At 58.6% G+C, this 23,935-nt stretch carries 25 protein-coding genes and 1 pseudogene; 21 read left to right on the top strand and 5 right to left on the bottom strand.

Going from position 1 to position 23,935, the window contains the following annotated elements; translation table 11 throughout:
* The first annotated feature begins 271 nt into the window (after positions 1-271).
* Positions 272-1,279 (top strand): tryptophan--tRNA ligase, encoded by a 1,008-nt coding sequence (gene trpS, locus A7P97_RS02480; protein ID WP_067530250.1) that lies wholly within the window; start codon positions 272-274, stop codon positions 1,277-1,279.
* Between the two features lie 318 nt (positions 1,280-1,597).
* Here the strand turns inward: trpS and A7P97_RS02475 are convergent, their stop codons facing one another.
* Complete coding sequence (locus tag A7P97_RS02475) at positions 1,598-2,173, bottom strand: TetR/AcrR family transcriptional regulator (RefSeq protein WP_067526582.1); 576 nt, start codon at positions 2,171-2,173, stop codon at positions 1,598-1,600.
* 173 nt (positions 2,174-2,346) lie between these two features.
* On the opposite strand from A7P97_RS02475, the gene A7P97_RS02470 reads away from it, so the two are divergent.
* The 5 genes from A7P97_RS02470 to A7P97_RS02450 all read left to right on the top strand — a co-directional run bounded on the left by A7P97_RS02470 (position 2,347) and on the right by A7P97_RS02450 (position 9,360).
* Positions 2,347-3,330 (top strand): HlyD family secretion protein, encoded by a 984-nt coding sequence (locus A7P97_RS02470; RefSeq protein ID WP_156497468.1) that lies wholly within the window; start codon positions 2,347-2,349, stop codon positions 3,328-3,330.
* A 9-nt stretch (positions 3,331-3,339) separates the two neighbouring features.
* On the top strand, positions 3,340-6,072 hold the full coding sequence (rbbA, locus tag A7P97_RS02465) for a ribosome-associated ATPase/putative transporter RbbA (protein ID WP_067596300.1): 2,733 nt from the start codon (positions 3,340-3,342) through the stop codon (positions 6,070-6,072).
* Between the two features lies 1 nt (position 6,073).
* The gene (locus A7P97_RS02460) at positions 6,074-7,195 is read left to right on the top strand and encodes an ABC transporter permease (RefSeq protein WP_067530248.1); all 1,122 of its coding nucleotides are present in this window, start codon (positions 6,074-6,076) and stop codon (positions 7,193-7,195) included.
* Between the two features lie 197 nt (positions 7,196-7,392).
* Entirely contained in the window at positions 7,393-8,835 is a 1,443-nt protein-coding gene (locus A7P97_RS02455) for an efflux transporter outer membrane subunit (RefSeq protein ID WP_067530247.1), read from the top strand.
* Positions 8,836-8,943: 108 nt separating this feature from the next.
* Positions 8,944-9,360 carry an SRPBCC family protein gene (locus A7P97_RS02450; protein WP_067530246.1) on the top strand — a complete coding sequence of 139 codons (417 nt, stop codon included), beginning with the start codon at positions 8,944-8,946 and terminating at the stop codon, positions 9,358-9,360.
* A gap of 53 nt (positions 9,361-9,413) precedes the next feature.
* Here A7P97_RS02450 and cueR read toward each other — a convergent pair whose 3' ends face one another.
* Positions 9,414-9,806, bottom strand: coding sequence for a Cu(I)-responsive transcriptional regulator (gene cueR, locus A7P97_RS02445; RefSeq protein WP_067530245.1), 393 nt, complete (start codon positions 9,804-9,806; stop codon positions 9,414-9,416).
* A 147-nt stretch (positions 9,807-9,953) separates the two neighbouring features.
* On the opposite strand from cueR, the gene A7P97_RS02440 reads away from it, so the two are divergent.
* Together A7P97_RS02440 and A7P97_RS02435 are read left to right on the top strand one after the other, a co-directional pair.
* Complete coding sequence (locus tag A7P97_RS02440; RefSeq protein ID WP_067530244.1) at positions 9,954-10,163, top strand: heavy-metal-associated domain-containing protein; 210 nt, start codon at positions 9,954-9,956, stop codon at positions 10,161-10,163.
* A gap of 99 nt (positions 10,164-10,262) precedes the next feature.
* A complete protein-coding gene (locus tag A7P97_RS02435; protein WP_067530243.1) occupies positions 10,263-12,431 on the top strand; it encodes a cation-translocating P-type ATPase in 2,169 nt (722 codons plus the stop codon).
* A gap of 52 nt (positions 12,432-12,483) precedes the next feature.
* On the opposite strand, the gene A7P97_RS02430 is transcribed toward A7P97_RS02435, so the two are convergent.
* Positions 12,484-12,762 carry a hypothetical protein gene (locus A7P97_RS02430; protein WP_125080413.1) on the bottom strand — a complete coding sequence of 93 codons (279 nt, stop codon included), beginning with the start codon at positions 12,760-12,762 and terminating at the stop codon, positions 12,484-12,486.
* Between A7P97_RS02430 and A7P97_RS02425 the strand changes: the two genes are divergently transcribed.
* Positions 12,752-13,021 (top strand): hypothetical protein, encoded by a 270-nt coding sequence (locus tag A7P97_RS02425; RefSeq protein ID WP_067530241.1) that lies wholly within the window; start codon positions 12,752-12,754, stop codon positions 13,019-13,021. The two genes, A7P97_RS02430 and A7P97_RS02425, sit on opposite strands and share 11 nt — an antisense overlap.
* A 73-nt stretch (positions 13,022-13,094) precedes the next feature.
* Here the strand turns inward: A7P97_RS02425 and hslO are convergent, their stop codons facing one another.
* Entirely contained in the window at positions 13,095-13,982 is an 888-nt protein-coding gene (hslO, locus tag A7P97_RS02420) for an Hsp33 family molecular chaperone HslO (protein ID WP_067530240.1), read from the bottom strand.
* A gap of 120 nt (positions 13,983-14,102) precedes the next feature.
* Between hslO and rfaD the strand changes: the two genes are divergently transcribed.
* A complete protein-coding gene (rfaD, locus tag A7P97_RS02415) occupies positions 14,103-15,104 on the top strand; it encodes an ADP-glyceromanno-heptose 6-epimerase (RefSeq protein WP_067530239.1) in 1,002 nt (333 codons plus the stop codon).
* Positions 15,105-15,196: 92 nt separating this feature from the next.
* On the opposite strand, the gene A7P97_RS02410 is transcribed toward rfaD, so the two are convergent.
* Complete coding sequence (locus A7P97_RS02410; RefSeq protein WP_067530238.1) at positions 15,197-15,979, bottom strand: polyamine aminopropyltransferase; 783 nt, start codon at positions 15,977-15,979, stop codon at positions 15,197-15,199.
* Here A7P97_RS02410 and A7P97_RS09985 point away from each other — a divergent pair.
* The 11 genes and pseudogenes from A7P97_RS09985 (at position 15,968) to A7P97_RS02360 (ending at position 23,890) form a co-directional block, all read left to right on the top strand.
* Positions 15,968-16,114: a hypothetical protein gene (locus A7P97_RS09985; protein ID WP_156497467.1), complete on the top strand. Its 147-nt coding sequence runs from the start codon at positions 15,968-15,970 to the stop codon at positions 16,112-16,114. The genes A7P97_RS02410 and A7P97_RS09985 overlap by 12 nt on opposite strands.
* A 247-nt stretch (positions 16,115-16,361) precedes the next feature.
* On the top strand, positions 16,362-17,117 hold the full coding sequence (locus tag A7P97_RS02405; RefSeq protein WP_067530237.1) for an SDR family oxidoreductase: 756 nt from the start codon (positions 16,362-16,364) through the stop codon (positions 17,115-17,117).
* A 12-nt stretch (positions 17,118-17,129) separates the two neighbouring features.
* Positions 17,130-17,618 (top strand): Fur family transcriptional regulator, encoded by a 489-nt coding sequence (locus tag A7P97_RS02400; RefSeq protein WP_067530236.1) that lies wholly within the window; start codon positions 17,130-17,132, stop codon positions 17,616-17,618.
* On the top strand, positions 17,606-18,535 hold the full coding sequence (locus A7P97_RS02395; protein WP_067530235.1) for a GTP-binding protein: 930 nt from the start codon (positions 17,606-17,608) through the stop codon (positions 18,533-18,535). The genes A7P97_RS02400 and A7P97_RS02395 overlap by 13 nt, the downstream gene beginning before the upstream one ends.
* Positions 18,536-18,720: 185 nt before the next feature.
* Positions 18,721-19,347, top strand: a complete 627-nt coding sequence (locus tag A7P97_RS02390) for an HI_0552 family protein (protein WP_067530234.1) — start codon at positions 18,721-18,723, stop codon at positions 19,345-19,347.
* A 535-nt stretch (positions 19,348-19,882) separates the two neighbouring features.
* On the top strand, positions 19,883-20,650 hold the full coding sequence (locus A7P97_RS02380; RefSeq protein WP_067530233.1) for a TSUP family transporter: 768 nt from the start codon (positions 19,883-19,885) through the stop codon (positions 20,648-20,650).
* A 132-nt stretch (positions 20,651-20,782) separates the two neighbouring features.
* On the top strand, positions 20,783-21,355 hold the full coding sequence (gene pth / locus A7P97_RS02375; protein WP_067530232.1) for an aminoacyl-tRNA hydrolase: 573 nt from the start codon (positions 20,783-20,785) through the stop codon (positions 21,353-21,355).
* A 39-nt stretch (positions 21,356-21,394) separates the two neighbouring features.
* Positions 21,395-22,660, top strand: a complete 1,266-nt coding sequence (locus A7P97_RS09600) for a DUF1176 domain-containing protein (RefSeq protein ID WP_082887570.1) — start codon at positions 21,395-21,397, stop codon at positions 22,658-22,660.
* 78 nt (positions 22,661-22,738) lie between these two features.
* Positions 22,739-23,097: pseudogene (locus A7P97_RS09595) on the top strand (3-octaprenyl-4-hydroxybenzoate decarboxylase); the annotation flags it as partial.
* A gap of 201 nt (positions 23,098-23,298) precedes the next feature.
* Positions 23,299-23,553: a hypothetical protein gene (locus A7P97_RS09980; protein ID WP_125080417.1), complete on the top strand. Its 255-nt coding sequence runs from the start codon at positions 23,299-23,301 to the stop codon at positions 23,551-23,553.
* A complete protein-coding gene (locus A7P97_RS02360) occupies positions 23,543-23,890 on the top strand; it encodes a hypothetical protein (RefSeq protein ID WP_082887569.1) in 348 nt (115 codons plus the stop codon). Before A7P97_RS09980 ends, A7P97_RS02360 begins: the two co-directional genes overlap by 11 nt.
* The last annotated feature ends 45 nt before the right edge of the window (positions 23,891-23,935 follow it).

Below are 23,935 nucleotides of genomic sequence, written 5' to 3'. Positions count from 1 at the left end.
TACCTGAAAACAATGTCTGGGCGAAGCCAAAGCTGGGTTTCTGCGTAGCTAAAGCAAAGCTTCAACGAAGTTAGAACGCAGCACAACGGAGCTTCTGCGAAACTAAAGCTGGCTTCAGGTAGCCTTTATCCAACCCCCAAAGCTACCTGAAATTTTTCCACCGCGCTGCCGCAGGCATGACCGTCTCCCCGCCCTTGCACTATAATCATGTCATTTTTCAGGTAGCCCCAGCACCGCTTCCCTATTCCCGCCAAACCACAGAAAGCCACCCATGAAAAAACGAGTCCTCACCGGCGTAACCACCACCGGCATCCCGCATTTGGGCAACTACGTCGGTGCCATCCGCCCCGCCATTGCCGCCGCAGCCGACCCCTCTGCCGAATCCTTCCTCTTTTTGGCCGACTACCACGGCATCATCAAATGCCACGACCCCGAAGTCATCCACGCCTCCACCCAAGCCGTGGCCGCCACCTGGCTCGCCTGCGGCCTCGATCCCGAGCGCACCACCTTTTACCGCCAAAGCGACATCCCAGAAGTGCCCGAGCTCAACTGGATACTCACCTGCATCACCGCCAAAGGCCTGATGAACCGCGCCCATGCCTACAAAGCCGCCGTACAGGCCAACCTCGATGCCGGCCAAACCGACCAAGACCACGGCGTGGAAATGGGCCTCTACAGCTACCCCATCCTCATGAGCGCCGACATCCTCATATTCAACGCCCACGAAGTGCCGGTAGGCCGCGACCAAATCCAGCACGTGGAAATGACCCGAGACATCGCCCAGCGTTTCAACCACCGCTTCAAAGAGCTGTTCGTGCTGACCGAAGCCAAAGTGGACGACAACGTAGAACTCCTCGTCGGCCTCGACGGGCGCAAAATGAGCAAAAGCTACAGCAACACCATCCCGCTGTTTGAAAGCGAGAAAAAGCTGCAAAAAGCCGTGAACAAAATCATCACCAACCTCAAAGAGCCGGGCGAGCCAAAAACTCCCGACGAGAGCCCGCTGTTCGACATCTACAAAGCCTTCGCCACCCCCGCCGAAACCGCCGAATTCACCCAAATGCTGGCCGACGGCCTGGCCTGGGGCGAAGCCAAAAAACTGCTCGGCGCCAAACTGAACGAAGAGCTCGCCCCCAAACGCGAACGCTTCCACGAGCTCACCGCCCAACCCGAACAAATCGAAGACATCCTGCAGGCCGGCGCCGCCAAAGCCCGCAAACAAGCCCGCGAACTGCTCGACCAAGTGCGCGACGCCGTAGGCATCCGCCCCTTGCGTTAAGCGGTATCGACAGCTGAAAAGCATAAATTAAGGCTACCTGAAAGTTTTAGCTGCGCAGAAACTCTGCGTCGCTATGCTTTCAGGTAGCCTTTGTATTGCAGCGGGCATGGGTAAGCTGCTCCTATAAGCTTCAGGTAGCCTACCCTTTGCAGGGCGTATCGGGTACGTGCGAAATGCACGCAGTTTGGAATAATGAGTGCAACAACGTGCGTGCCCTGGCACACACCCTACTCATGCTGAAAAGGCTACCTGAAACAGGATTCAGGTAGCCTTTGGCATTATGACGAGCAAGCATCAAACCCTGTATTTCGTTTCGCCTCACGGCAGCAGCAGTTGGCTCATTTCCGTCCAGGCTTGGCGGACTTCGGGCAGGTGCAGTGGCAGGTCGCGGCTGAAAAAGTAGTTCATGCTGCCGAGAATGAGGGTGGCAAGCATGTCGGCTTGGTAGTCCCAATCTTTGCCGGGGGAAACGTTGGGCAGGGTATGGGCGAAGTGGAGGAATTGCTGCTTAATCAGCTTGTGCATATCGCGGTAGAGGTGGTGGCGGCGGGTATCCACTTTCCACAGGGCAAGAATCAGGCGGCGGCGACTGTGTACCCAGTCGGAGGCTTCGGGCATCATATTGAGGAACACATCAAAACTGCCTGCTTGGAAACGGGTGAGGATGTATCGGCTGTATTCGGCTTTGAAGTCGGCAATCATCTTGCCGGCCAAATCGCTTTTGCCGGAGTAGTATTTGTAGAAAGTAGAGCGGTTTACCGGAGCGCGTTCAAGAATATCTTGCACCGCAATTTGGGCGAAGGGTTTTTCGTGCAGCAAATCCACAAAGGCTTCGCGGATGGCGCGGTGGGTTTTGATGATGCGGGGGTCGGTATAGCTTTCGTTTTCGCTCATGTTTGCGCTTCCATTTTGGGTCTCGGCCAAGGCATTTTGCGGTTTTACGTATGCTTAAGCAACTTTTTTACTGATTTCGTATGCTTAATAATACGCGGAATTGTTTTTTAATGGTATGCAGCCCTGTGCCGTAGACTTACACTTAAATCATTCTTATTTGCGAGGTATTCGTGATGAAACGCCTGCCCAAATCCCTGCTTCTCCTGCTACCGCTTGCTGCACTTGTCGGCATTGGCTTTTTTGCGTTCCACCAATATGCCGCACCCGATCCTCTGGCGGGCATCGCGCATGCCAACGGGCGGCTGGAGTTTGCCCGCATGGATGTGGCCAGCCTGTATGCCGGGCGGGTAGAGAAAATAACGGTGAGCGAAGGGCAGTTTGTGGAAGCGGGCACGGTGTTGGCACGGATTTCTTCGCAAACCGCCGAGGCGCAGCTTTCCGAAGCGCAGGCGGGCAAGGCGCAACTGGAGCAGACGGTGCGCCGCGCACAGGCGCAAATCGAGGCGCAACGCCAGCAACTGCGAACCGCGCAGATGGAGGCAGACAACGCCCGCCAGCTGTTCCGCGACAATTTAATCTCGCAGGCCGAACTCAACACCCGCTTGGCGCAGCGCGATGCGGCGCGGGCAGCGGTGCAGGCGGCAGAAGCGGCGCGCAACGAAGCGCAGGCCGGCGTGGGGCAGGCGCGGGCGAAAATGGCGCAGGTGTCTTCCGTTATCGGCGATTTGTCGGTGCGCGCACCGCAGGCCGGGCGGGTGGAATACCGGCTGGCCGAGCCGGGCAACGTGCTGCCCGCCGGCGGCAAGGTGGTGAGCCTGTTGAACCTGAACGACGCAAGCATCAGCCTGTTCCTGCCTGCGCCCACGGTAAACCAAATCCCGCTGGGCAGCGAAGCGCGGATTAAGATGGACGGGCTGGATGCGGTGTTCCCCGCCAAAGTTACCTATATCGCCTCAGAGGCGCAGTTCACGCCCAAATTTGTGGAAACCGCCGAAGAGCGCACCAAGCTGATGTTTAGGGTGAAATTGCAGATTCCCGCCGATGTGGCGGCCAAATACCAAGGCTACCTGAAAGGCGGCATGACGGCCACCGGCTTCGTGCGCACCGATCCCAAACTCGCCTGGCCGGCCGATTTGCAAACCCGCCTGCCGCAGTAGGATACAGCTATGCCGAATGCCATCGAAATCAGCCAACTCTCGCACGCCTACGGCAAAGTGCAGGCCTTGCGCGGCGTGTCGATCGCCATCGGGCGCAGCGCCACCGTCGGCTTGATCGGCCCCGACGGCGTGGGCAAATCCACCCTGCTCTCGCTGATTGCCGGCGTGCGCACGCCCCAAAGCGGCGAAGTGCGCGTGCTCGGGCACAATGTGGCGCACAAGGCCGAACGCGAATCGCTGCTGCCGCGCATTGCCTTTATGCCGCAAGGCTTGGGTAAAAACCTCTGCCCCACGCTTTCGGTGTATGAAAACATCGATTTCCACGCCCGCCTGTTCGGCCTGAACAAACACCAGCGCAAGCAGCACATCGAGCGCCTGATGCAGTCCACCGGCCTGGCACCTTTTGCCGGCCGCGCCGCCGGCAAACTCTCCGGCGGCATGAAGCAGAAACTCAGCCTGTGCTGCGCCCTGGTGCACAACCCCGACCTGCTGATTCTGGACGAACCCACCACCGGCGTCGACCCGCTTTCCCGCCGCCAATTCTGGACATTGGTGCGCGAATTGCGCGCCGAAAATCCCGGCATGACCGTGCTGGTGTCCACCGCCTACATCGACGAAGCCGAGCAGTTCGAGCAGCTGCTGGCCATGGACGACGGCCGAATCCTCGCCCACGGCCGCACGCAGGAAATCCTCGCGCAAAGCGGCTGCGCCACGCTGGAGCAGGCCTACATCAAAATGCTGCCCGAAGGCAAGCAAACCCATTGGGACGATTCCCAACTGCCGCCCTTCATCCCCGACGATTCCCTGCCGCCCGCGATGGAGGCGCACAACCTCAGCAAACGCTTCGGCAATTTCACGGCGGTAAACCAAGTGAGCTTCCGCATCCGCCAAGGCGAAATTTTCGGCTTCCTCGGCTCCAACGGTTGCGGGAAAAGCACCACCATGAAAATGCTCACCGGCCTCTTGGACGCCAGCGAAGGCGAGGCCACGCTCTTGGGCGAGCCGATAGACGCAGGCAGCACCGCCGTGCGCCAGCGCGTGGCCTATATGTCGCAGGCATTTTCGCTGTATGAAGAGCTGAGCGTGCGGCAAAACCTGGTGCTGCACGCAAGGCTGTACCGGCTGGGCGAAAAGAGCAATGCCGCCATCGAAGCCGTGCTGCGGCAATTCGAGCTGGCCGACCTGGCCGACGCCACCCCCGCCGCCCTGCCCTTGGGCGTGCGCCAGCGCCTGCAGCTGGCCGCCGCCTGCCTGCACCGCCCGCAGGTGCTGATTTTGGACGAGCCCACCTCCGGCGTCGACCCTGCCGCGCGCGATATGTTTTGGCAATATCTGTTCCGCATGGCGCGGGAAGAGCGCGTAACCATTTTCGTCTCCACCCACTTCATGAACGAAGCCGCCCGCTGCGACCGCATCTCGCTGATGCACCGCGGCCGCGTGCTGGCCGTGGGCGAACCGGAAGAACTGCGCCGCCGCCAACACGCCGATACGCTGGAAGAAGCGTTTATCCGCTATTTGGAGCAAGACGAAGCCGCCGAAGCGGCGGAAAGGCTACCTGAAACTCAAAGGCTACCTGAAACTCAAAGGCTACCTGAAAACCATGCCGCCCCATCCGGCCTGCTCTATTGGCTTTCCGCCGTATTCACCTTCTCCCGCCGCGAAGGAAAAGAGCTGCTGCGCGACCGCATCCGCCTGATGTTTGCCCTGCTGGGCCCCTTGGTGTATCTGATTTCAGGTAGCCTCGGCGTATCGTTCGACGTAAACGAAATGGACTTCGCCGTGCTCGACCAAGACCAAAGCCGCTACAGCCGCGAGCTGACGCAGGAGTTCGACGGCTCGTCCTATTTCCGCCAACGGGCCAGCCTCGCCGCCCGCGACGACATCAACGCCGTGCTCACCAACGGCAGCGCGCGCATGGTGATTGAAATCCTGCCCGGCTTCGGCAAAGACCTCACCCTCGGCCGCCGCCCGCAGCTGGCTTTCTATTTCGACGGCTCGTGGCCGTTTGTGGGCGAAAACCTCAGCGGCTACGCCCAAGGCATCCTCAACCGCTATATGGCCGAGCTCTACCGCGAACGCGGCATCCGCATCAACACCGGCGGCGGCCTGCAAACCCGCTTCATCTACAACCCCACCTTCAAAAGCATCAACGCGCTCACGCCGGGCTTTTTAATGCTTTCGCTGATGATGATTCCCGCCATGCTCACCGCCCTGTCCGTGGTGCGCGAAAAAGAAATCGGCTCCATCATGAACCTCTACAGTTCGCCCGCTTCCTCTTTCCAATACCTTTTCGGCAAGCAGCTGCCCTATGTGCTGCTCTCGTTCTTGAGCTACCTGATCCTGCTCGGCGTGGTGGTGTTCGGGCTGGGCGTGCCGCTGAAAGGCTCGTTTATCGCGCTCACGGCAGGCGTGCTGTGCTTCGTGTCCGCCTCCACCGGCTTCGGGCTGTTGGTGTCCACCTTCGTGCGCAGCCAGGTGGCGGCCATTTTCGCAGCGGCCATTCTGGCCATGATTCCCGCGCTGAATTTTTCCGGCATGCTCTATCCCGCCGCCACACTCAGCGGCGCGGGCAAGTGGATCGGCATTTTCAGCCCCACCAGCTGGTTTCAAACCGTCAGCCTGGGCGTTATCACCAAAGGCCTGGGCTGGCGTGATGTGGACACGCTGTGCGGCACGCTGTTACTGTTTTTCGCCGCCTATTGGCTCGCTGCCGGGCTGCTTTTGAAAAAGCAGGAGAAATAATATGCGCCAATGGATAAGCAACGTTTGGTATCTGGGCGGCAAGGAAATCCGCAGCTTCTTCACCGATTACGCGCTGTTTGCGCTGTTGGTGTTTATGTTCAGCTTTTCCGTGTATTCCGTGTCGCAAAACGTAACCACCGAAGTGAAAAACGCCGCGCTGGCCGTCTACGACCAAGACCGCAGCGCACTCACCTACCGCATCCGCGATGCCATGATCGCCCCGCAGTTCAAACAGGTGGACGACATCGACGGCAGCCGCATCGACCGCGCCATGGATTTGGGCGAATACAGCTTCGTGCTGGTTATCCCGCCCAACTACACCGCCGATCTCCTGGCCGGCAAACGCCCCGAGCTGCAATTATTGGTGGACGCCACCGCCATGTCGCAGGCCGGCGTGGGCTCGGTGTACATCAGCCAAATCGTAAATCGCGAAACGGCGGCCTATCTGGGGCGGCACGGCAATGCCGCACCCTTCGAGCCGGTGGTAAACGTGCTGTTCAACGAAAACCTGCGCAGCGAATGGTTTATGCCGCTCAACCAACTGGTGGGCAATGCCACCCTGCTCACCATCCTGCTGGTGGGCGCGGCCGTGATCCGCGAGCGCGAACATGGCACGATTGAGCATTTGTTGGTGATGCCGGTGGATGCGAACGAAATCGTGATGGCTAAAATCCTGGCCAACGGCCTGATTATCCTGGTTTCCTCCCTGCTCTCGCTGCTCTTGGTGGTACACCGCGCCGTGGGCGTGCCGATTAACGGCTCATTGGCGCTGTTCGTGTTCTGCGAGGCCGTGTATCTGTTTGCTATGGCCGGGCTCGGCGTGCTGCTCGCCACCCAGGCGCCTACCATGCCGCAGTTCAGCCTGCTGTGCATCATCGTGTATATCGCCGTATTCCTGCTCTCCGGCAGCACCTCGCCCATCGAAAACCTGCCGCCCTGGCTGCGCAGCCTTTCCGAACTCTCGCCGATGACCCAATTCACCGCCCTCTCCAAAGACATCGTCTTCCGGGGCGCCGGCTGGAACGTGATCCGCCACCGCGTAGCCATCACCGCCGTGTCCGGCATCCTCTTCACCGCCATCGCCGTCATCCGCTTCCGCCGGATGCTGGCGCAGCAGAATTAAAAGAGGCTACCTGAAAAAAAGAAGACGGGTTTTCAGGTAGCCCAAACGGCAGCCTGCCCAAGAAGCATGCCCGCCACCTAGCCGAAAGGCTACCTGAAAACGGCACCTACCTTTTCAGGCAGCCCCAAATAACCCAAAAGGCTACCTGAAAAACCGCCCGTACATTTTCAGGTAGCCCCACCCCCAAGGAAACCGCCATGCCCAGACTCCTCCCCATCGCCCTCGCCCTCCTCCTCACCGCCTGCACCGCCACCCAAATTAACCGCCAATCCAACATCACGCTACCTGAAAACTTCCAACACACCGGCCAGGCCGATTCCGCCCCCGATTTGGCCCGCTGGTGGCAGCAATGGCCCGACCCCCAGCTTGGCCGCCTCATCGAACAAGGCCTGCAGCACAACCACAGCATCGCCATCGCCCGCAGCCGACTAGAAGAAGCCCGCGCCACCTCCCGCCTGGCCGAAGCCGACCTCCTCCCCAGAGCCGGCCTCGCCGCCGATGCCAAAGGCTACCGCAACCACCGCCGCGACCCCTACCTCGGCAACGGCGGCAACCTCACCTCCGCCAGCTTCCGCGCCGCCTGGGAGCCCGACATCTTCGGCCAAAAACGCAGTGATGCCGATGCCGCCCGTGCCGCCGCCCTCGGCAACCAAGAGCAGCTCCACGGCAGCCGCCTGCTCGTCTCCGCCCAAATCGCCGAACACTACCTGCGCGCCGCCCACACCCAGCAGCAACAAGCCCTCGTTTCCCAACAGCTCGCCACCCTGCAAGAACTGGCACGCTACGCCGCCGGCCGCTTCCACGCCGGCCACGCCACCACCCACGACACCACCGCCATTGCCGCCCAAATCCAAGCCCTGCAAGCCCGCCAAAGCACCCTCCAAGCCCAATTCGACGCCCAGCAGCGCAGCATCGCCGTGCTCATCGGCCAAACCCCGCAAAGCTTCCGCCTCGATAGCGGCGCCATGCGCCAAGCCGCCCTGCTGCAACACCTGCCCAGCCCGCCGCAAGGCATCCGGCCCGGCAGCCTCCTCAACCAACGCCCCGACCTGCGCGCCCGCGCCGCCGAAATCCAAGCCCGCAGCGCCCAACTCGCCAGCGCCAAAGCCGACCTCCTCCCCCGCTTCGACATCCAATTCCTCTGGCAAACCGGCCGCATCGAGCTCAACAGCGACCTCGCCCCCTTCAACCGCGCCCGCAGCGGCAACGGCGGCCTCTTCAGCATCGGCGTACAGCTCCCCCTCTTCACCGCCGGCCGCATCCGCGCCAACATCCAAGCCGCCGACGCCCGCCTGCAAACCGCCCTGCTGCAATACGACCAAACCCTGCTGCAGGCCCTCGCCGACGTAGACAACGCCTACCAGGCCCAACACGCCCTCAACGCCCAGCAGCAAGAATTGCAGCAGGCCGAACGCACCGCGAAGCAGCAAGTACGCAACGACCGCCAACTCTTCCGCTACGGCCGCAAAACCCTCGACACCGCCCTGCAATCCCAGCTCAACGCCCACGGCTTCAGCCAAAACCTGCTCGACAACCAACTCGCCTCCGGCCTCAACCTGCTCAACCTCTACAAAGCCATCGGCAGCGGCTGGCAGGAAGAAGGCACCCAGCCCGAAGCAGCCGAAGCGGCAGCTAAATAGTAAAATAGGCTACCTGAAGATTTCAGGTAGCCTTACATTCAGCCCTGTAGCCTGGTATCCATACCGATTCAACCGCCCTACTGCAAAAACACAATCCAGCCCAAACCCATGCCCACCCAATCCCAAATCCGCCACACCGTCCCCGCCAATATCCAAACCGTATGGAACACGGTTACCTCACTCACCGACTACGCTTGGCGCAGCGACGTGCAAAAAATCGAGCAGCTCAACGCCACCCAATTTCGCGAATACAGCCCATCCGGCATCAGCACACTGTTTACCGTTACCCAATCCCAACCGCCAAACCTATGGGCGTTCGACATGGAAAACGATACCTTCTCCGGCCACTGGGTTGGGCGCTTTACCGCTTTGGACAACGGCCACACCGAGCTCAACTTCACAGAATCCATTACCCTGAAAAAATGGCTGCCGCGCTGGCTGGTGCAATTCTATCTACGCCGACAACAACGCCGATACTGCCGAGATTTATACCGCAAACTGCAGCAAACACCATCTGAAATCTAAAACAGGCTACCTGAAACTTTTCAGGTAGCCTGTTCCCATTCCGCCAATACCACCTAGCGCTCCTCCAGCCCGGCCAAAATCGCGCAATCCGGGCAGTCGTCTCCCGCGCAGGCGTCGTGCCAGCGTTGCAGCCCGGCCACCATGCCCTGCAAGCGTTCGATTTTGGCTTCCAGCTCGGCGATGTGTTGCGCGGTAAGCGTTTTCACTTCGCGGCTGGTGCGCTGCGGGTTGTGTTGCAGGCTCAAAAGCTGCCCGATCTGCGGCAGCGAAAAGCCCACTTCCCGCGCATGGCGGATAAAGCGCAGCCGGGCAAGGTCGGCCTGGCCGTAGCGGCGGTAGCCCGCTTCGCTGCGCGCGGCCGGGGCGAGCAGGCCGTGTTTTTCGTAGTCGCGGATTTGTTTGGCGGAAAGGCCGCTTTCGGCCGCGGCCCGGCTGATGTTCATCATGATGCTTGACCTTTACTTCGGGTGAAGCTTTATAGTGGCGGCACTTAGCGGGAAAGCAAGAGCAGACCCATCATTTAAGGCTACCTGAAAGTTTTAGCGGCAACGGGCCTTAAAACTTCAGCCTCATTCCAACAGAAAGGAAACCCTATGCAAACCATCACATTAAACATCGGCGGCATGACCTGCGGCGGCTGCGTGAAAAGCGTTACCCGCATCCTCGAAGGCGTAAGCGGCGTGGCCAAAGCCGAAGTGAGCCTGGAAAACAAGAACGCCGTCGTGGAATTTGACCCCGCCCAAACCAACCCCGCCGCGCTGATAGAGGCGGTAGAAGACGGCGGCTTTGATGCGGCTGTGTAAACCGAATCGCAAAGAATCGACTGCAACACCCCAAAGGCTACCTGAAAACCCCGCTCCACTTTTTTCAGGTAGCCCGACCACATTCAGGAGGACGAAACCATGCAACAAAAAGTCCGTTTCCAAATCGAAGGCATGACCTGCCAGGCCTGTGCTTCACGCATTGAAAAAGTGTTGAACAAAAAAGATTTTGTCGAATCGGCGGGGGTGAACTTCGCCAGCGAGGAAGCGCAGGTGGTGTTTGACGACAGCCAAACCTCCGCCGCCGACATCGCCAAAATCATCGAGAAAACCGGCTACGGCGCGAAGGAAAAGACGGAAGACGCGCTGCCGCAGCCCGAAGAAACCGCGCATGTAAGCTGGCGGCTGTGGCTGCTGTTCGCCATCAACGTCCCGTTCCTTATCGGCATGGCAGGCATGATGATTGGTCGGCACGATTGGATGCTGCCGCCGTTGTGGCAATTCGCGCTGGCGAGCATTGTTCAGCTTTGGCTGGCAGTGCCGTTTTACAAAAGCGCGTGGGCGAGCATCAGGGGCGGGCTGGCGAATATGGACGTGCTCGTTACCATCGGCACGGTGTCAATTTACCTGTATTCCGTGTATATGCTGTTTCATCACCGCGCGATGGGGCACAGCGGCATGGCGCATGTGTATTTTGAAGCGGGCGTGATGGTGATTGGGTTTGTATCGCTGGGCAAATTTTTGGAACACCGCACCAAAAAATCCAGCCTGAACAGCTTGGGCTTGCTGCTGAAACTCACGCCGACCCAAGTTAACGTGCAACGTGAAGGCGAATGGCGGCAACTGCCCATCAACCAAGTGCAAATCGGCGACCTAATCCGCGCCAACCACGGCGAACGCATTGCCGCCGACGGCATTATCGAGAGCGGCAGCGGCTGGGCGGACGAAAGCCATCTCACAGGCGAATCCAATCCCGAAGAGAAAAAGGCGGGCGGCAAAGTGTTGGCGGGCGCGCTGATGACCGAAGGCAGCGTGGTTTACCGCGCCACGCAGCTCGGCAGCCAAACCCTGCTCGGCGACATGATGAATGCGCTGTCCGAAGCGCAAGGCAGCAAGGCGCCGATTGCGCGTGTGGCGGATAAGGCGGCGGCGGTGTTCGTACCTGCCGTCGTGGGCATCGCGCCTTTGACCTTTATCGCCACCTGGTTGGTGAAAGGCGATTGGACGGTTGCGCTGATACATGCCGTTGCCGTTTTGGTGATTGCCTGCCCGTGCGCGCTCGGTCTGGCGACGCCCGCCGCGATTATGGTCGGCATGGGCAAGGCGGTGAAACACGGTATTTGGTTTAAAGACGCGGCGGCGATGGAAGAAGCCGCCCACGTCGATGCGGTCGTGTTGGACAAAACTGGCACGCTGACCGAAGGCAGACCGCAGGTTGCCGCCGTTTATTGCGTTCCCGACAGCGGCTTTGACGAAGACGCTTTGTACCGCATCACCGCCGCCGTCGAACAAAACGCCACCCACCCGCTCGCCCGCGCCATCGTCTCTGCCGCTCAAGTGCGCGGTTTGGACATTCCCGCCGCACAAAACGCGCAAACTGTCGTCGGCGCAGGCATTGCCGCCGAAGTCGAAGGCGCGGGATTGGTGAAAGCGGGCAAACTTGATTTTGCCGAATTAAGGCTACCTGAAAACCTTTCAGACGACGTCTGGCATATCGCAAGCATCGTTGCTGTTTCCGCCAACGGCAAACCCATCGGCGCATTCGCACTCGCCGACGCGTTGAAAGCCGATACCGCCGAAGCCATAGGTCGTCTGAAAAAACACGGCATCGACGTTTACATTATGAGCGGCGACAACCAAGGTACGGTCGAATACGTCGCCAAACAACTGGGCATCGCACACGCCTTCGGCAACATGAGTCCGCGCGACAAAGCCGCCGAAGTGCAGAAACTCAAAGCCGCCGGCAAAACCGTGGCAATGGTCGGCGACGGCATCAACGACGCGCCCGCACTCGCCGCCGCCAACGTCAGCTTCGCCATGAAAGGCGGCGCGGACGTTGCCGAACACACTGCATCCGCCACGCTGATGCAGCATTCGGTCAACCAGCTCGCCGATGCCCTGCTGGTATCGCAAGCGACTTTGAAAAACATCAAGCAAAACCTGTTTTTCGCTTTCTTCTACAACACCTTGGGCATCCCGCTCGCCGCACTTGGCTTCTTAAACCCCGTCATCGCAGGCGCGGCGATGGCGGCAAGCTCGGTTTCGGTGCTGGGCAATGCCTTGCGCTTGAAACGGGTGAAGGTGGAGTGAAACGTAGAAAAAGCTACCTGCAACGCCAACGCCATACGCCCAGTTTCATTTTTCAGGTAGCCTTTGAGGCTACCTGAAAAATGCCGAATCCTGGGCCTGCCGTTTCAGCCAAACCCGCGCCACCGGCCTGATTATCCACAGCAGCGCCGACGGCCGCGTGCGCAGCTTCACTCCGCCGCACAGCCCCACCAGCCTGCTCCAAGCCCGCAGCCCCGGCGGCCACACCAGCGTGCAAACCCTCCCCGGCCAAATCGAACGCCTGCACACCCTCCGCCTCAGCGGCTACGGCCACGCCTACCTCCTGTTCACCGAACACACCGATGGCGACCACACCGAAAAATCCCTCGTCCTCCTCCACTTCACCGCAGAACAGCTCCAACCCCTGCCCATCATCCAAACCGCCCGCCGCCGCCGAGCCCGCCCACCGCATCAACATCGCCTACAGCGGCCAGCACACCAACAACTACTTCTTCTACGAACCCGGCAGCCACACCATCAGCCAGCCGCAAAGCAGCAGCCATACCTATACCCCCACCAACCGCCGCCTCAAATACCGCTTCAACGGCCAACTATTCATGCCGCACAGTTAAACCAACAATGAGGCTACCTGAAAACCGAGCAACAGTTTTCAGGTAGCCTTTTACAGTTTAAGACAATACCGCCTTATTGCAGCTGCTGCCCGGTCATGGCTTCGATTTCCATGCCGAACAGGGCTTGCACGTCGGTGTCATCGAACACGTATTTTTCGCCGCAGAAGTCGCAGTCGATGGCGATGCTGCCTTGTTCGGCCACGATATTGCCCACTTCCTGCCCGCCCAAAAGCAGCAGCATGTCACTCACCTTGCCGCGCGAGCAGGTGCAGGCAAATTCGATTTGTTCGGGCTCGAACACGCGCGGCAGGGTTTCGTGAAACAAGCGGTAGAGCAGGTGTTGGGCATCGAGTTCGATCAATTCCTGCGGTGTAACGGTGTCGGCCAGGGTGGTGTAGTACGTCCAGGCGTCGGCGTCGATTTGCTGTTCGGGCAGCCTTTGCAGCAGCAGGCCGGCGGCGGCGTGTTCGGAGGCGGCAAGGCTGATGTGGGTGTCGAGCTGTTCGGAGCGGCGCATGTAGGCGCTGAGCATTTCGGCAATGCTGCTGCCTTCGAGGGGCACAATGCCTTGCCAGGGTTCGCCTTCGTTGGGCTGGAGGGTGATGCCGAATACGGCGTTTTCACCGAGCAGCTCAATCAGGCTGCGGCCGTCGTCTAAATTGGCTTGTTCGTTCCAGCGGGCGGTGGCGCGGCAGCTGTGGTTGGAATCGGTTTCGGCCACAAGCATTTTGAGGTCGCCCTGCCCTTGGATTTGCAATATGAGCTTGCCGGGCAGTTTGAGGTTGCTGGAAAGCAGGGCGCCGGCGGACAGCAGTTCGCCCAGTGCGCTGCGGATGGCGGCGGGATAGGGTTTGCGCTGTACGATGTGCTGCCACACGCTTTGCAGCTGAACATGCAGGCCGCGCACGGGTTGGTTGTCGAAAATAAAGCGGGTGCGTAGGTTGGCGGGCTGGGTGGTCATGATGCTTTCCTTATTGTTATCTTGATCAGGCTGCTATATGGTTTCCAAGGGCGGATATTCAAGTTTCAGGTAGCCCGAAATCGGTTAAAATATATGCCAACCCTTTATCAGGAGACCCCCATGACCATCATCGTTACTGGCGCTGCCGGCTTTATCGGCAGCAATATCGTGCACGCGCTCAACCAGCGCGGCATCACCGACATCATCGCGGTGGACAACCTCAGCCGTGCCGACAAATTCCTCAATCTGGTGCAGGCCGATATTGCGCACTATCTGGACAAACACGAATTCATCCGCCAAGTGCGCGCCCACCAAATCAACGGCGGCAACATCGAAGCTATCTTCCACCAAGGCGCCTGCTCCGACACCATGAACCACGACGGCGTGTACATGATGGATAACAACTACCAATACACGCTCGACCTGCTCGACTGGTGCCAAGACGATCGCATCCGCCTGATCCACGCCTCCTCCGCCGCCGTGTATGGCAAAGGCCAAACCTTCCGCGAACAGCGCGAATTGGAAGCCCCGCTCAATGTGTACGGCTATTCCAAATTCCTGTTCGACCAAGTATTGCGCCGCCGCATGGCGCAAGGGCTGCACAATCAAGTGGTTGCCCTGCGCTATTTCAACGTATACGGCCGCCGCGAGCAGCACAAAGGCCGCATGGCCTCCGTGGCCTACCACCACTTCCACGAATACCGCGAGCACGGCCGCGTCACCCTGTTCGGCAGCTACGACGGCTACCCCGCCGGCGCGCAAAGCCGCGACTTCATCTGCGTGGAAGACGTAGTCAAAGTAAACCTCTTCTTCTACGACCATCCCGAAGTATCCGGCATTTTCAACTGCGGCACCGGCCGCAGCCAGCCCTTCAACGACCTGGCCGCCGCCACCGTAAACGCCTGCCGCGCCCGAGAAGGCAAGCCCGAGCTGCCGCTGGAAGAGCTGGTACAACAAGGCTTGATTGTGTATAGCAACTTCCCAGACGCGCTCAAAGGCAAATACCAAAGCTTCACCCAGGCCGACATCAGCGCCATGCGCGCCGCCGGCTATACCGAAGAATTCGACGACGTGTCCACCGGCGTACGCCGCTATGTGGATTGGCTGGCCGGACAGGATTAGCCGCCACAACGCTATTTGATGTTCGCCTCGTTGCAGCTTATGTCTTCAGATAGCCTTTCTAACCGTGCTGGAGTTTTCGCTTTCAGCCAGCCTCAACGCAGCCACTGCCAGGTGCTGCCCGGCGGCACGTGTGCCTGATGCAGCATGGTTTTGAAGTCCAGCCCGTATCGTTCGCTCAGTTTGGCGGCTTTTTTCTGCAGGGCCGCCAGCGGCTGGGGCGCTTGGTTTTGGAAGGCGAGCACGGCCACGTTGCCGTGGGTTTCGGCGGGCACGCACAACACGCGCTGTTCAAACACCTGCGCGAGCCGTTGCAGGAAAAGCGGGTAGCGTTTGTCGCCGCTCCACCAGTTGGTGACGAAAATGCCGTTGTCGCTCAGGGCGGTGCGGCAGTCGGCAAAAAACGGCTCGGCCACCAGGGCGTCGACAATCTGCACGCCGTCGAAGCCGTCCACCAGCAAAATATCCGTGCCGCCGCGCAGGGTTTTGATGTATTCCGCGCCGTCGGCCTCGATGATTTCGAATTTTTCGCCCTCAAACGGCAATTCAAACAGGCCGCGCGCCACGCTGATCACCTGTGGGTTGATCTCCACCGCCGTTTGCGCCACCTCGGGCAGGTGGGCATCGATCCAGCGCACAAACGAGCCGCCACCCAGCCCGATTTGCGTGATGTGGCGCACGTTTTCGGCAAACAGGAGCCAGGCCATCATGGCACGGCTGTAGGAGAGCACCAGCTCGGCGGGGTAATCCACATTCATCGAGCTTTGCACCGTTTCGCTGCCCAAATGCAGCGAGCGGATGTTACCGTGTTCGGAAATGCCAACTTCGGGCAGGGCGAAACGTGCCGAACGCAGGCGGCGGTAGGGATGACGTGCCATATCAACAAGCCTTTGGCCAAAATGCGGAAGGCGGGCATTCTAGCACGGTTTTCAGGTAGCCTTATACCGCCGCCTGCCGCTATTGGGCAGAATATGGCGTTCTGCCCGAGGCTACCTGAAAATATAGTGGATTAGAAATAAGAATGGGACAAGGCGGCAAGCCACAGGCAGTATGGAAGTATGGTAAAGCGAGCCAACGCAATAGCGAAAGTTAAGTTGGCTTGCTAGAGCCTTGCTGCCATTTTAAAGCTGCCGGCAAGCTGCCGGTGTTATACTATGGTTTTTAGCCAAAGCCGTTATTTCTTCCTGCAAGGCGAGCCAATGCCATAGGAGAAGTAAGTGCTCCGGCTCTATCCAGTAATCCAGCTCAACGGAGGCAATCATGAGCATTTTGGTAACCGGCGCATCGGCCGGTTTCGGGCGGGCCATCTGCCGCACGCTTGCAGCAGCGGGCTACCACGTGATCGGCGCGGCGCGGCGTGCCGACAAACTGGACGAACTACGCGTGGAATTGGGTGCCAACTTCCTGCCGCTGCAAATGGACGTGGGCGATACTACCTCGGTGGATGCCGCGCTCAAAGGGCTACCTGAAAACTTTGCCCGGATCGACTGCCTAGTGAACAACGCCGGCCTAGCATTGGGTTTAGACCCGGCCCATCAGGCCGATTTTGCCGACTGGCAAACCATGATTCAAACCAACATCATCGGCCTCACCTACCTCACCCACCAAGTGCTGCCCGGCATGGTGGCGCGCGGCAGCGGCTATGTGATCAACCTCGGCTCGGTGGCCGGCACCTACCCCTACCCCGGCGGCAATGTGTATGGCGCCACCAAAGCCTATGTGCGCCAATTCAGCCTGAACCTGCGCGCCGATTTAGCCAGCACGGGCGTGCGTGTGAGCAATATCGAGCCCGGCCTGTGCGGCGACACCGAGTTTTCCAACGTGCGCTTCAAAGGCGACGACCAGCGCGCCGCCGATGTATATAAAAACGTAGACTACATCCGCCCCGAAGACATCGCCGACACCGTGCTGTGGCTCTACCGGCGCCCCGCGCACATGAACGTGAACAGCATCGAAATCATGCCGGTGGCGCAGAGCTTCAACCCGCTCGCCGTTGTGCGCCACCCCAGTCAATAATAGGAAGCAGCCATGACCAAGCACTCCGCTCCCGACTACAAAACCACCATCATTGCCCGCGCCCGCGAACAAGGCCTGCAGATTACCGCCCTGCGCGAGCAGGTGCTGGATATCGTTTTGCGGCAGGAAGGCGTGATTAAAGCCTACACCGTGCTGGCGCAAATGCAGCAGCAGAGCAACGGCGTGGTGGCGCCGCCCACCGCCTACCGCGCGCTCGATTTCTGGGCCGAACACGGCGTGCTGCACAAAGTGGCCGCGGTGAACGGCTACATTTTATGCAGCCACGCCCGCCACCATTGCGATGCCCACTGCCACAGTAGCGACGAACAGCAACGCCACCACAGCGCCTTCATTTTGGTGTGCACCGAATGCGGCAACACCGATGAGCAAACCCTCTCCCACGAATGGCAGGCGCTGTGCGCCGGCGTGGCCGCAGGTGGGTTTAGATTAAAAGAAGAACATGTTGTTTTAACAGGAATATGCAAACAATGTCAGAAATAAAGAAAGCAAAAGTACATCTGTTTTCCGGCTTTTTGGGAACAGGTAAAACCACCGCCCTGCGCCACCTGATGGAGCAAAAAAAACCCGATGAAAAATGGGTGATCGTGGTAAACGAATTCGGCGAGATTGGCATCGACGGCGCCGTGTTGAGCGACAACGGCATCCCCGTGGCCGAAATCGCCGGCGGCTGCCTGTGCTGCGTGGCCGGTGCGCAGATGGGCACCACCATCAACCGCATGGTGAGCGGCAACAAGCCCGACCGCATCATCATCGAAGCCAGCGGCCTGGCACACGCCGCCAGCGTGATCGACGAGCTGCGCGCCAAACCCTTCGACCAAATGCTGGATATCGGTGCCGTGTTCACCCTGGTCGACCCGCGCCAATTCACCAACCCCGACTACGCCAACCAGCCGCTCTACCGCGACCAAGTGAGCGTGGCCGACGTGCTGATTGCCAACAAAACCGACATGTGCAGCCCCGAAGAAATGGCCGCCTTCCGCAGCAAAGCCGCCCAGCTCTTCCCGCCCAAAGCCGCCGTGCTGGAAACCACCGACGCCTATTTGGACATCGCCCTGCTGGAAACCCCGGTGGTGGAAAAAAGCCGCTACCGCATCAAAGAGCTGCCCGACAACAGCATGGGCCTGCAATCGCAAGGCTACACCTTCCCTACTGGCAGCAGCTTCGATGGCGAAAAGCTCACCAAATTTTTCAACGACCTGCCCAAACTGTGCGAAGGCCTTGTGCGCGCCAAAGGCGTGTTCCAAGTGCTCGGCAGCTGGGTGTGGCTCAACTGGAGCGAAGGCCAATGGGGTGCCAACCAAGTGGCCTGGCGGCGCGACAGCCGCTTTGAAGTGATCGCCAAATCCTTCGACAGCGACACGCTGGAACAAAGATTGCAAGCCGCGCTGGAGAGATAAAACGGAAAGGCTACCTGAAAAAGGTTTCAGGTAGCCTTTTATCGTATGCCTAATAAAACACGGATGCCCCGTTCCCATTTCCCGTTCAAAAACCGATTTCAGGCAGCCCCAACATTCATTGAGGCTACCTGAAACCCCATTTTTCAGGTAGCCTTTCCACCTTTCTTGCCAGCCGCCAATCCATCATGCTCACCCCGCAAAGCTGCGACCTGTTCCAACGCCCGTTTTTCCAGTTCGCCCAAATCCGCCAATACCAGCCCGAAACCGAAGCGCAAACCAAGGCCGACTATAAAGCCGCGTGGCAGGTGTGGCGCACGTTGGTTTTTCAGGTAGCCTCCGAATTGGGCGCAGGCTTTGCCCCGCCGCATATCGAACGCTGGTGCAACGGCTGGCAGGTGCGCGCCCACTTTTTCGCCTATTTCAAATATCAAACCCATGCCGATACGGCGGTCATCCTCTCGCTGCTGCTCAACCGCCGCAGGCTCACTGCCAGCCTCGAATGGCACGAATACCGCGCCGCCCGCTCCACCCTGCCATTGGCCTGCTACCAACAGGCTTTGGCCGATTTTCCGCACGCCGAATTTGCCGACTTCCAAATCTGGCACGGCAGCGACAGCGAATACGCCGACTACCCCGCCATCGCCACCGCTCCGCCCGACGCCTTCGCCCTGCGCAGCCCGCAGGATTTCCTCTGCCTCGGCCGCCACTTGGAGCGCAACCAACTGGGGCAAGCCGACAGCGCGGCCTGGCTAGTCGAAACCCTGCACCGCCTGCTGCCGGTGTACGAAGCCTGCCACAACGTGCGGCTGTGAGCGGAAGCAAGTGTTCCTAATCGCCACTGTCAAAGGCTGTATTCCATAAGCGAAAGAGAGTGCAAATCTATTCATACAACGTTTCAGGTAGCCTCCACCTTCCTAAACCCAGAACTCCAAAATAGAATAATCACAATCTAATTGGCGGGCTGGCTTCCCGTCTGCTGGCACAACTGAACGGAGCGCGGTTTTTCGGGAAATAAGGGCTTGCATGCCCGAAGCGGCGAAGCCGCAAGTTGCAGCTAATCCAATTTCTCTTTGCGCCCGAAAAACCGTGTGCAGTGCGGGAAGTTTGGCGAAGCCAAACCTGTGCCCGCAGTCGCCTTTCTTTGCTTCCTTTCTTTGGCGAAGCAAAGAAAACGAGGTCTCCGAAGGGGGGCGAGTTTTTGCGTAGCTAAATTGAGTGCCCGCGCGGGCATGAAGCGCAAGGATAAATAGAGCACAAATATAAAAACTACCTGAGAATGCTTATTTCGAAAATTCAAACCAAACGTCGGTGTGGCAATGTCCCACCCCTTCATCAACGGAGAACCCCATGGAACTTCCCTTTATCCTGCTGCTCATCACCGGCTTTTTAGCCGGACTGATGGATGCGGCCGTTGGCGGCGGTGGGCTGTTGCAGCTGCCCGCGTTGTTCGGCGTGTTGCCGCCGGCCACGCCCGTGCCCACCGTTCTGGGCACCAACAAGGCGGCTTCGTTCGCCGGCACCTTCACCGCCGCCGGCCAGTTCGCCCGCCGCCTGAAGCTGCCGTGGAAAATGCTGCTGCCCGCCGGGGTGCTGGCTTTTGCCGCCTCGTTCGCCGGCGCGAAGCTGGTGGCCTATGTACCAGTGCAATATATGAAACCGGCTATGCTCGTGATTATGGTGGCGATGTTTGTGTACACCTTCTTCCGCAAAGATTTGGGGCAAACCGAGCGCACCCACGCGCTCACGCGGGGAGAAATGCTGCTGGGCACGGCGTTTGGCGCGGCCATCGGTTTTTATGACGGCCTGTTCGGCCCGGGCACGGGCAGCCTGCTGGCCTTCGTGTTCGTGCGCTTTTTTGCCTACGATTTCCTCACCGCCACCGCCTGCGCCAAAGTAATCAACCTGATGACCAATCTGGCCGCGCTGAGCTTTTTCATCCCCAGCCAACATGTGCTGTGGCACTGGGCGCTGCCGCTGGCAGCGGCCAACCTAATCGGCGGCTTCTGCGGCGCGAAGCTGGCGGTGCTCGGCGGCAGCCGCTGGCTGCGTTATGGTTTTATGGCGCTGCTGTGTCTCTTAATCGGCAACTTCGCCCGCCAGCTGTGGTCAGCCTAAGAGATAGCTGAAACAATTATTTTCCCCACAAGACAACAAGTCGCAGACAGTACGGAAGTACGACAAGACGAACCAATGCAGTAGCGAAAGTGAAGTTAATCCGCTATGCCTGAAACCCAATAAGGAAACCCCATGCCCATCAAACTCATCGTCGGCCTCGGCAACCCCGGCACCGAATACGAAGACACCCGCCACAACGCCGGCTTCTGGCTGCTGGACGAACTCGCCCGCAAATGGCAGGCCCGCTGGCAGGACGATAAAAAATTCTTCGGCAGTCACGCCCGAAGCACACAGCCCGAAGGCGAAATCCGCCTGCTCAAACCGCAAACCTATATGAACCTCTCCGGCCAATCCGTGCAGGCACTTGCCACCTTCTACAAAATCAACCCCCAAGAAATCCTCGTAATCCACGACGAACTCGACCTCGATCCGGGCCGCATCAAATTCAAGCTCGGCGGCGGTAACGGCGGCCACAACGGTCTCAAAGACATCCAAGCCCGCCTCGGCACACCCGACTTCTACCGCCTGCGCCTAGGCATCGGCCACCCCGGCGATCGCAACGAAGTGGTGAATTATGTGCTGAAAAAACCCCGCTCCGAAGACCGAGACCTCATCAACCAAGCCATCATCAAATCCATCCACGCCCTGCCCGACATCCTCATCGGTAAAATCGAAGCCGTCCAACGAATGCTGCATGGCAAATAGCGGCGCAGTATACCTGAACGAATAAAGGCTACCTGAAAAATTAGCGCAATACGCAAACCAATCCACCCGGCCAAACCAATCTTTTCAGGTAGCCTTAACCTTTGCAAACCCCCATCCCTCATCTCGGCCATCCCCCCCCTAAGGAGATTACAATGTTGCGTCATTCACTATGGTTGCTACTGTTGCTCGGCAGTAAGCTGGCCGCCGCGCCTATTCAAGGTTTCTACACCACGCAGGGCGAAGCTGGCCTGCGACAACACTGGCACGTGCCGTGCCGCAGGCTATGCCAACGAAGAAGACTCTCACGGGCTGCCGGTTTCCCTGCTGCTGCAACTCGCCGCCGGCGAGCGGGCTGTCGTGTCTAGCCATCTGCAAATTAGTTATCAAGATAATTTGGCTCGGCAGCAAACCGTAACTGAGTTACGTATCAACAGCCACACAGTTGGCCGAGTTGTATTCACTGATCAGGGTGAAGGTGTAACCAAATTACCTGCCTCGCAAACGCAGGCTCTGTTGACAGCCTTAAAACGCCGAACTGCCATCAGCCTACACACAACAAACGGCACGGTATGGCGGCTGTCGGCCAATGGTGCCACCGCCATTTTGCGCCACATGGATGCGTTCCAATGCCGCAACGTCACTCCCTCTGCTCTCATCAACCCCGGCCACAGCCGCCGCCCCGTGTTGCAGCCACAACCCTTACCGATAATCCATGCGGCAGCTGTACCGGAAATGCCACGCATTCAGCCAAATAGTGCGCTGGCAAACAGTAATAGCCCGTCTATGCCGATGGTGCGCGTATTAAAACGCCATACTCCGCAATACCGTGCATTGGTGCAAAAACTGCGTCGTTTGCCGCAGGCAAAATTCTGCGAGTTTGTTGATTCACCAGAGGAGACCCCAAAAATCGAAGCCTACCGCTTGAGTGGCGGCCATATACTGATACGAGCTGACTGTATGCATACGGCTTCGAACGATGTAACCCAATTTGTTACAGTAACCAACAGGGATTTCTCACGAATCGAATCAATACTTGGCAATAAAATTAACGAAAGTTATAGATATGACGGCATCATATCCAACAACTGGAAAGAACGCGGTTTCGGCGATTGTTGGGGGCATGAAAACTGGATTTGGAACGGCAGAAAATTTAGCCTGACTTATTCCGCCACCGATCAAATGTGCCGTGGGTTTGCCGGCGGTGCGTGGACAATGCCCACCTTCATCTCCCTGCCCACCGGCACGCCTGCAGCCGAAGAAAGAGCGGAGTGGATTAGGGAGTGGCTGAAAGAATATGCCGACTGAACTCTCCTCAATCATCCCAAAGCTATATATCATTTTCAGGTAGCCTTTAAATGAAATAACCTACGCGACTTTATCTTCATGCTTGAGCAGTAGAGCAAACTCAAGCATTTCGCCCATCCCGTTTCCCTGCATTTGGAAATGGCTGAAATCGCCGACCGCGTGCTGCGCGCCGAAAGGCTGGTGTTGCTGCTTGAAAACTCGATTAAGCCCGACGCACGCCCGAACGCGTGGCGACGGGCATGGGCGCAGACAGCGTGTCCAAGTTGCGCGAAATCGGGAAGATACTGGCGTATCTGAAAGAACCCGAGCCGCCCAAGGGCATCAAAGACGCGTTTTCCAAACTGCCACTGTTGAAAGACATTTAGAGCATGGCATCGAATGTGGTGAAAATGCCCCCATCGACTATCTTGACTTTGCCAGACCCGTCAACGGACTTGGCAGCAAAATGGGCTTGAACGCGACCAACAAATGGCCGGGCGAAACCGACCGCGAATGGGGATGGGTAATCAAAAAAGACCCTGCCGTTACGGCTAAGATTGATGAGATTTTTTTGGGGGGCTGAGGTTGTAGGCGGCTGAATCTTGTCAGGCATTTTTGGACTTTTTCAGGTAACCTTTTGCCATGCCGGATGGCTTGGTTTGGGAAATAAGTGGCGTGGTGCCGGTGGCGACTTAGGCAACTCGGTCATCGCGCTTTCCGATGCACACTGGATATATAACCACCACGTACGCGATGCGGCGATGCGCGACACCCTGCATCAGGTACCGTACCTGCTCGGCCTTGCCCTGCAAAGCGGCCTGCATATGCGTAACACCCACAAACACGCCGCCGCCCTGCATGAGCACCTGGAATACATGCGTGGCGAAATGCGCCACCTCCTGAATGAGCAATAACGAATTGATTGAACAAATCAAAAATCCGCAAACTCCTCTGCGGAACAAAATTCCGCTGATTTTAGACTCTGCCGAACAACGCAATCGGGAAATCTACCCGTTGATTTTAGCCGCACTAGACAGCGCGGAATACGCCAAAGTTCGCGGTACGCTGATTTATGCATTGGCAAACTATCCGGCAGAACCTTTGTTTGAGAAAGCCGTCGGCTGGCTGATTGACGGCAATTTCGAAATGGCGCATGAACATGAAGCGGCTGGCATGATCGACAAAATTGAAAAAAATAGAAGGTGCAAGGACAGACAAAGCATATACCGCCCTAACTGCCGCGCTGGATAATCCCGCCAACGAAACATGGCGCGTTGAACTGTTGGAAGAAGTGCT

This window comes from Eikenella sp. NML070372 (assembly GCF_001648415.1).
GTDB lineage: Bacteria > Pseudomonadota > Gammaproteobacteria > Burkholderiales > Neisseriaceae > Eikenella > Eikenella exigua.
Note: the sequence above shows the minus strand (reverse complement) of the source record. Positions and strands in the feature narration are given on the sequence as shown.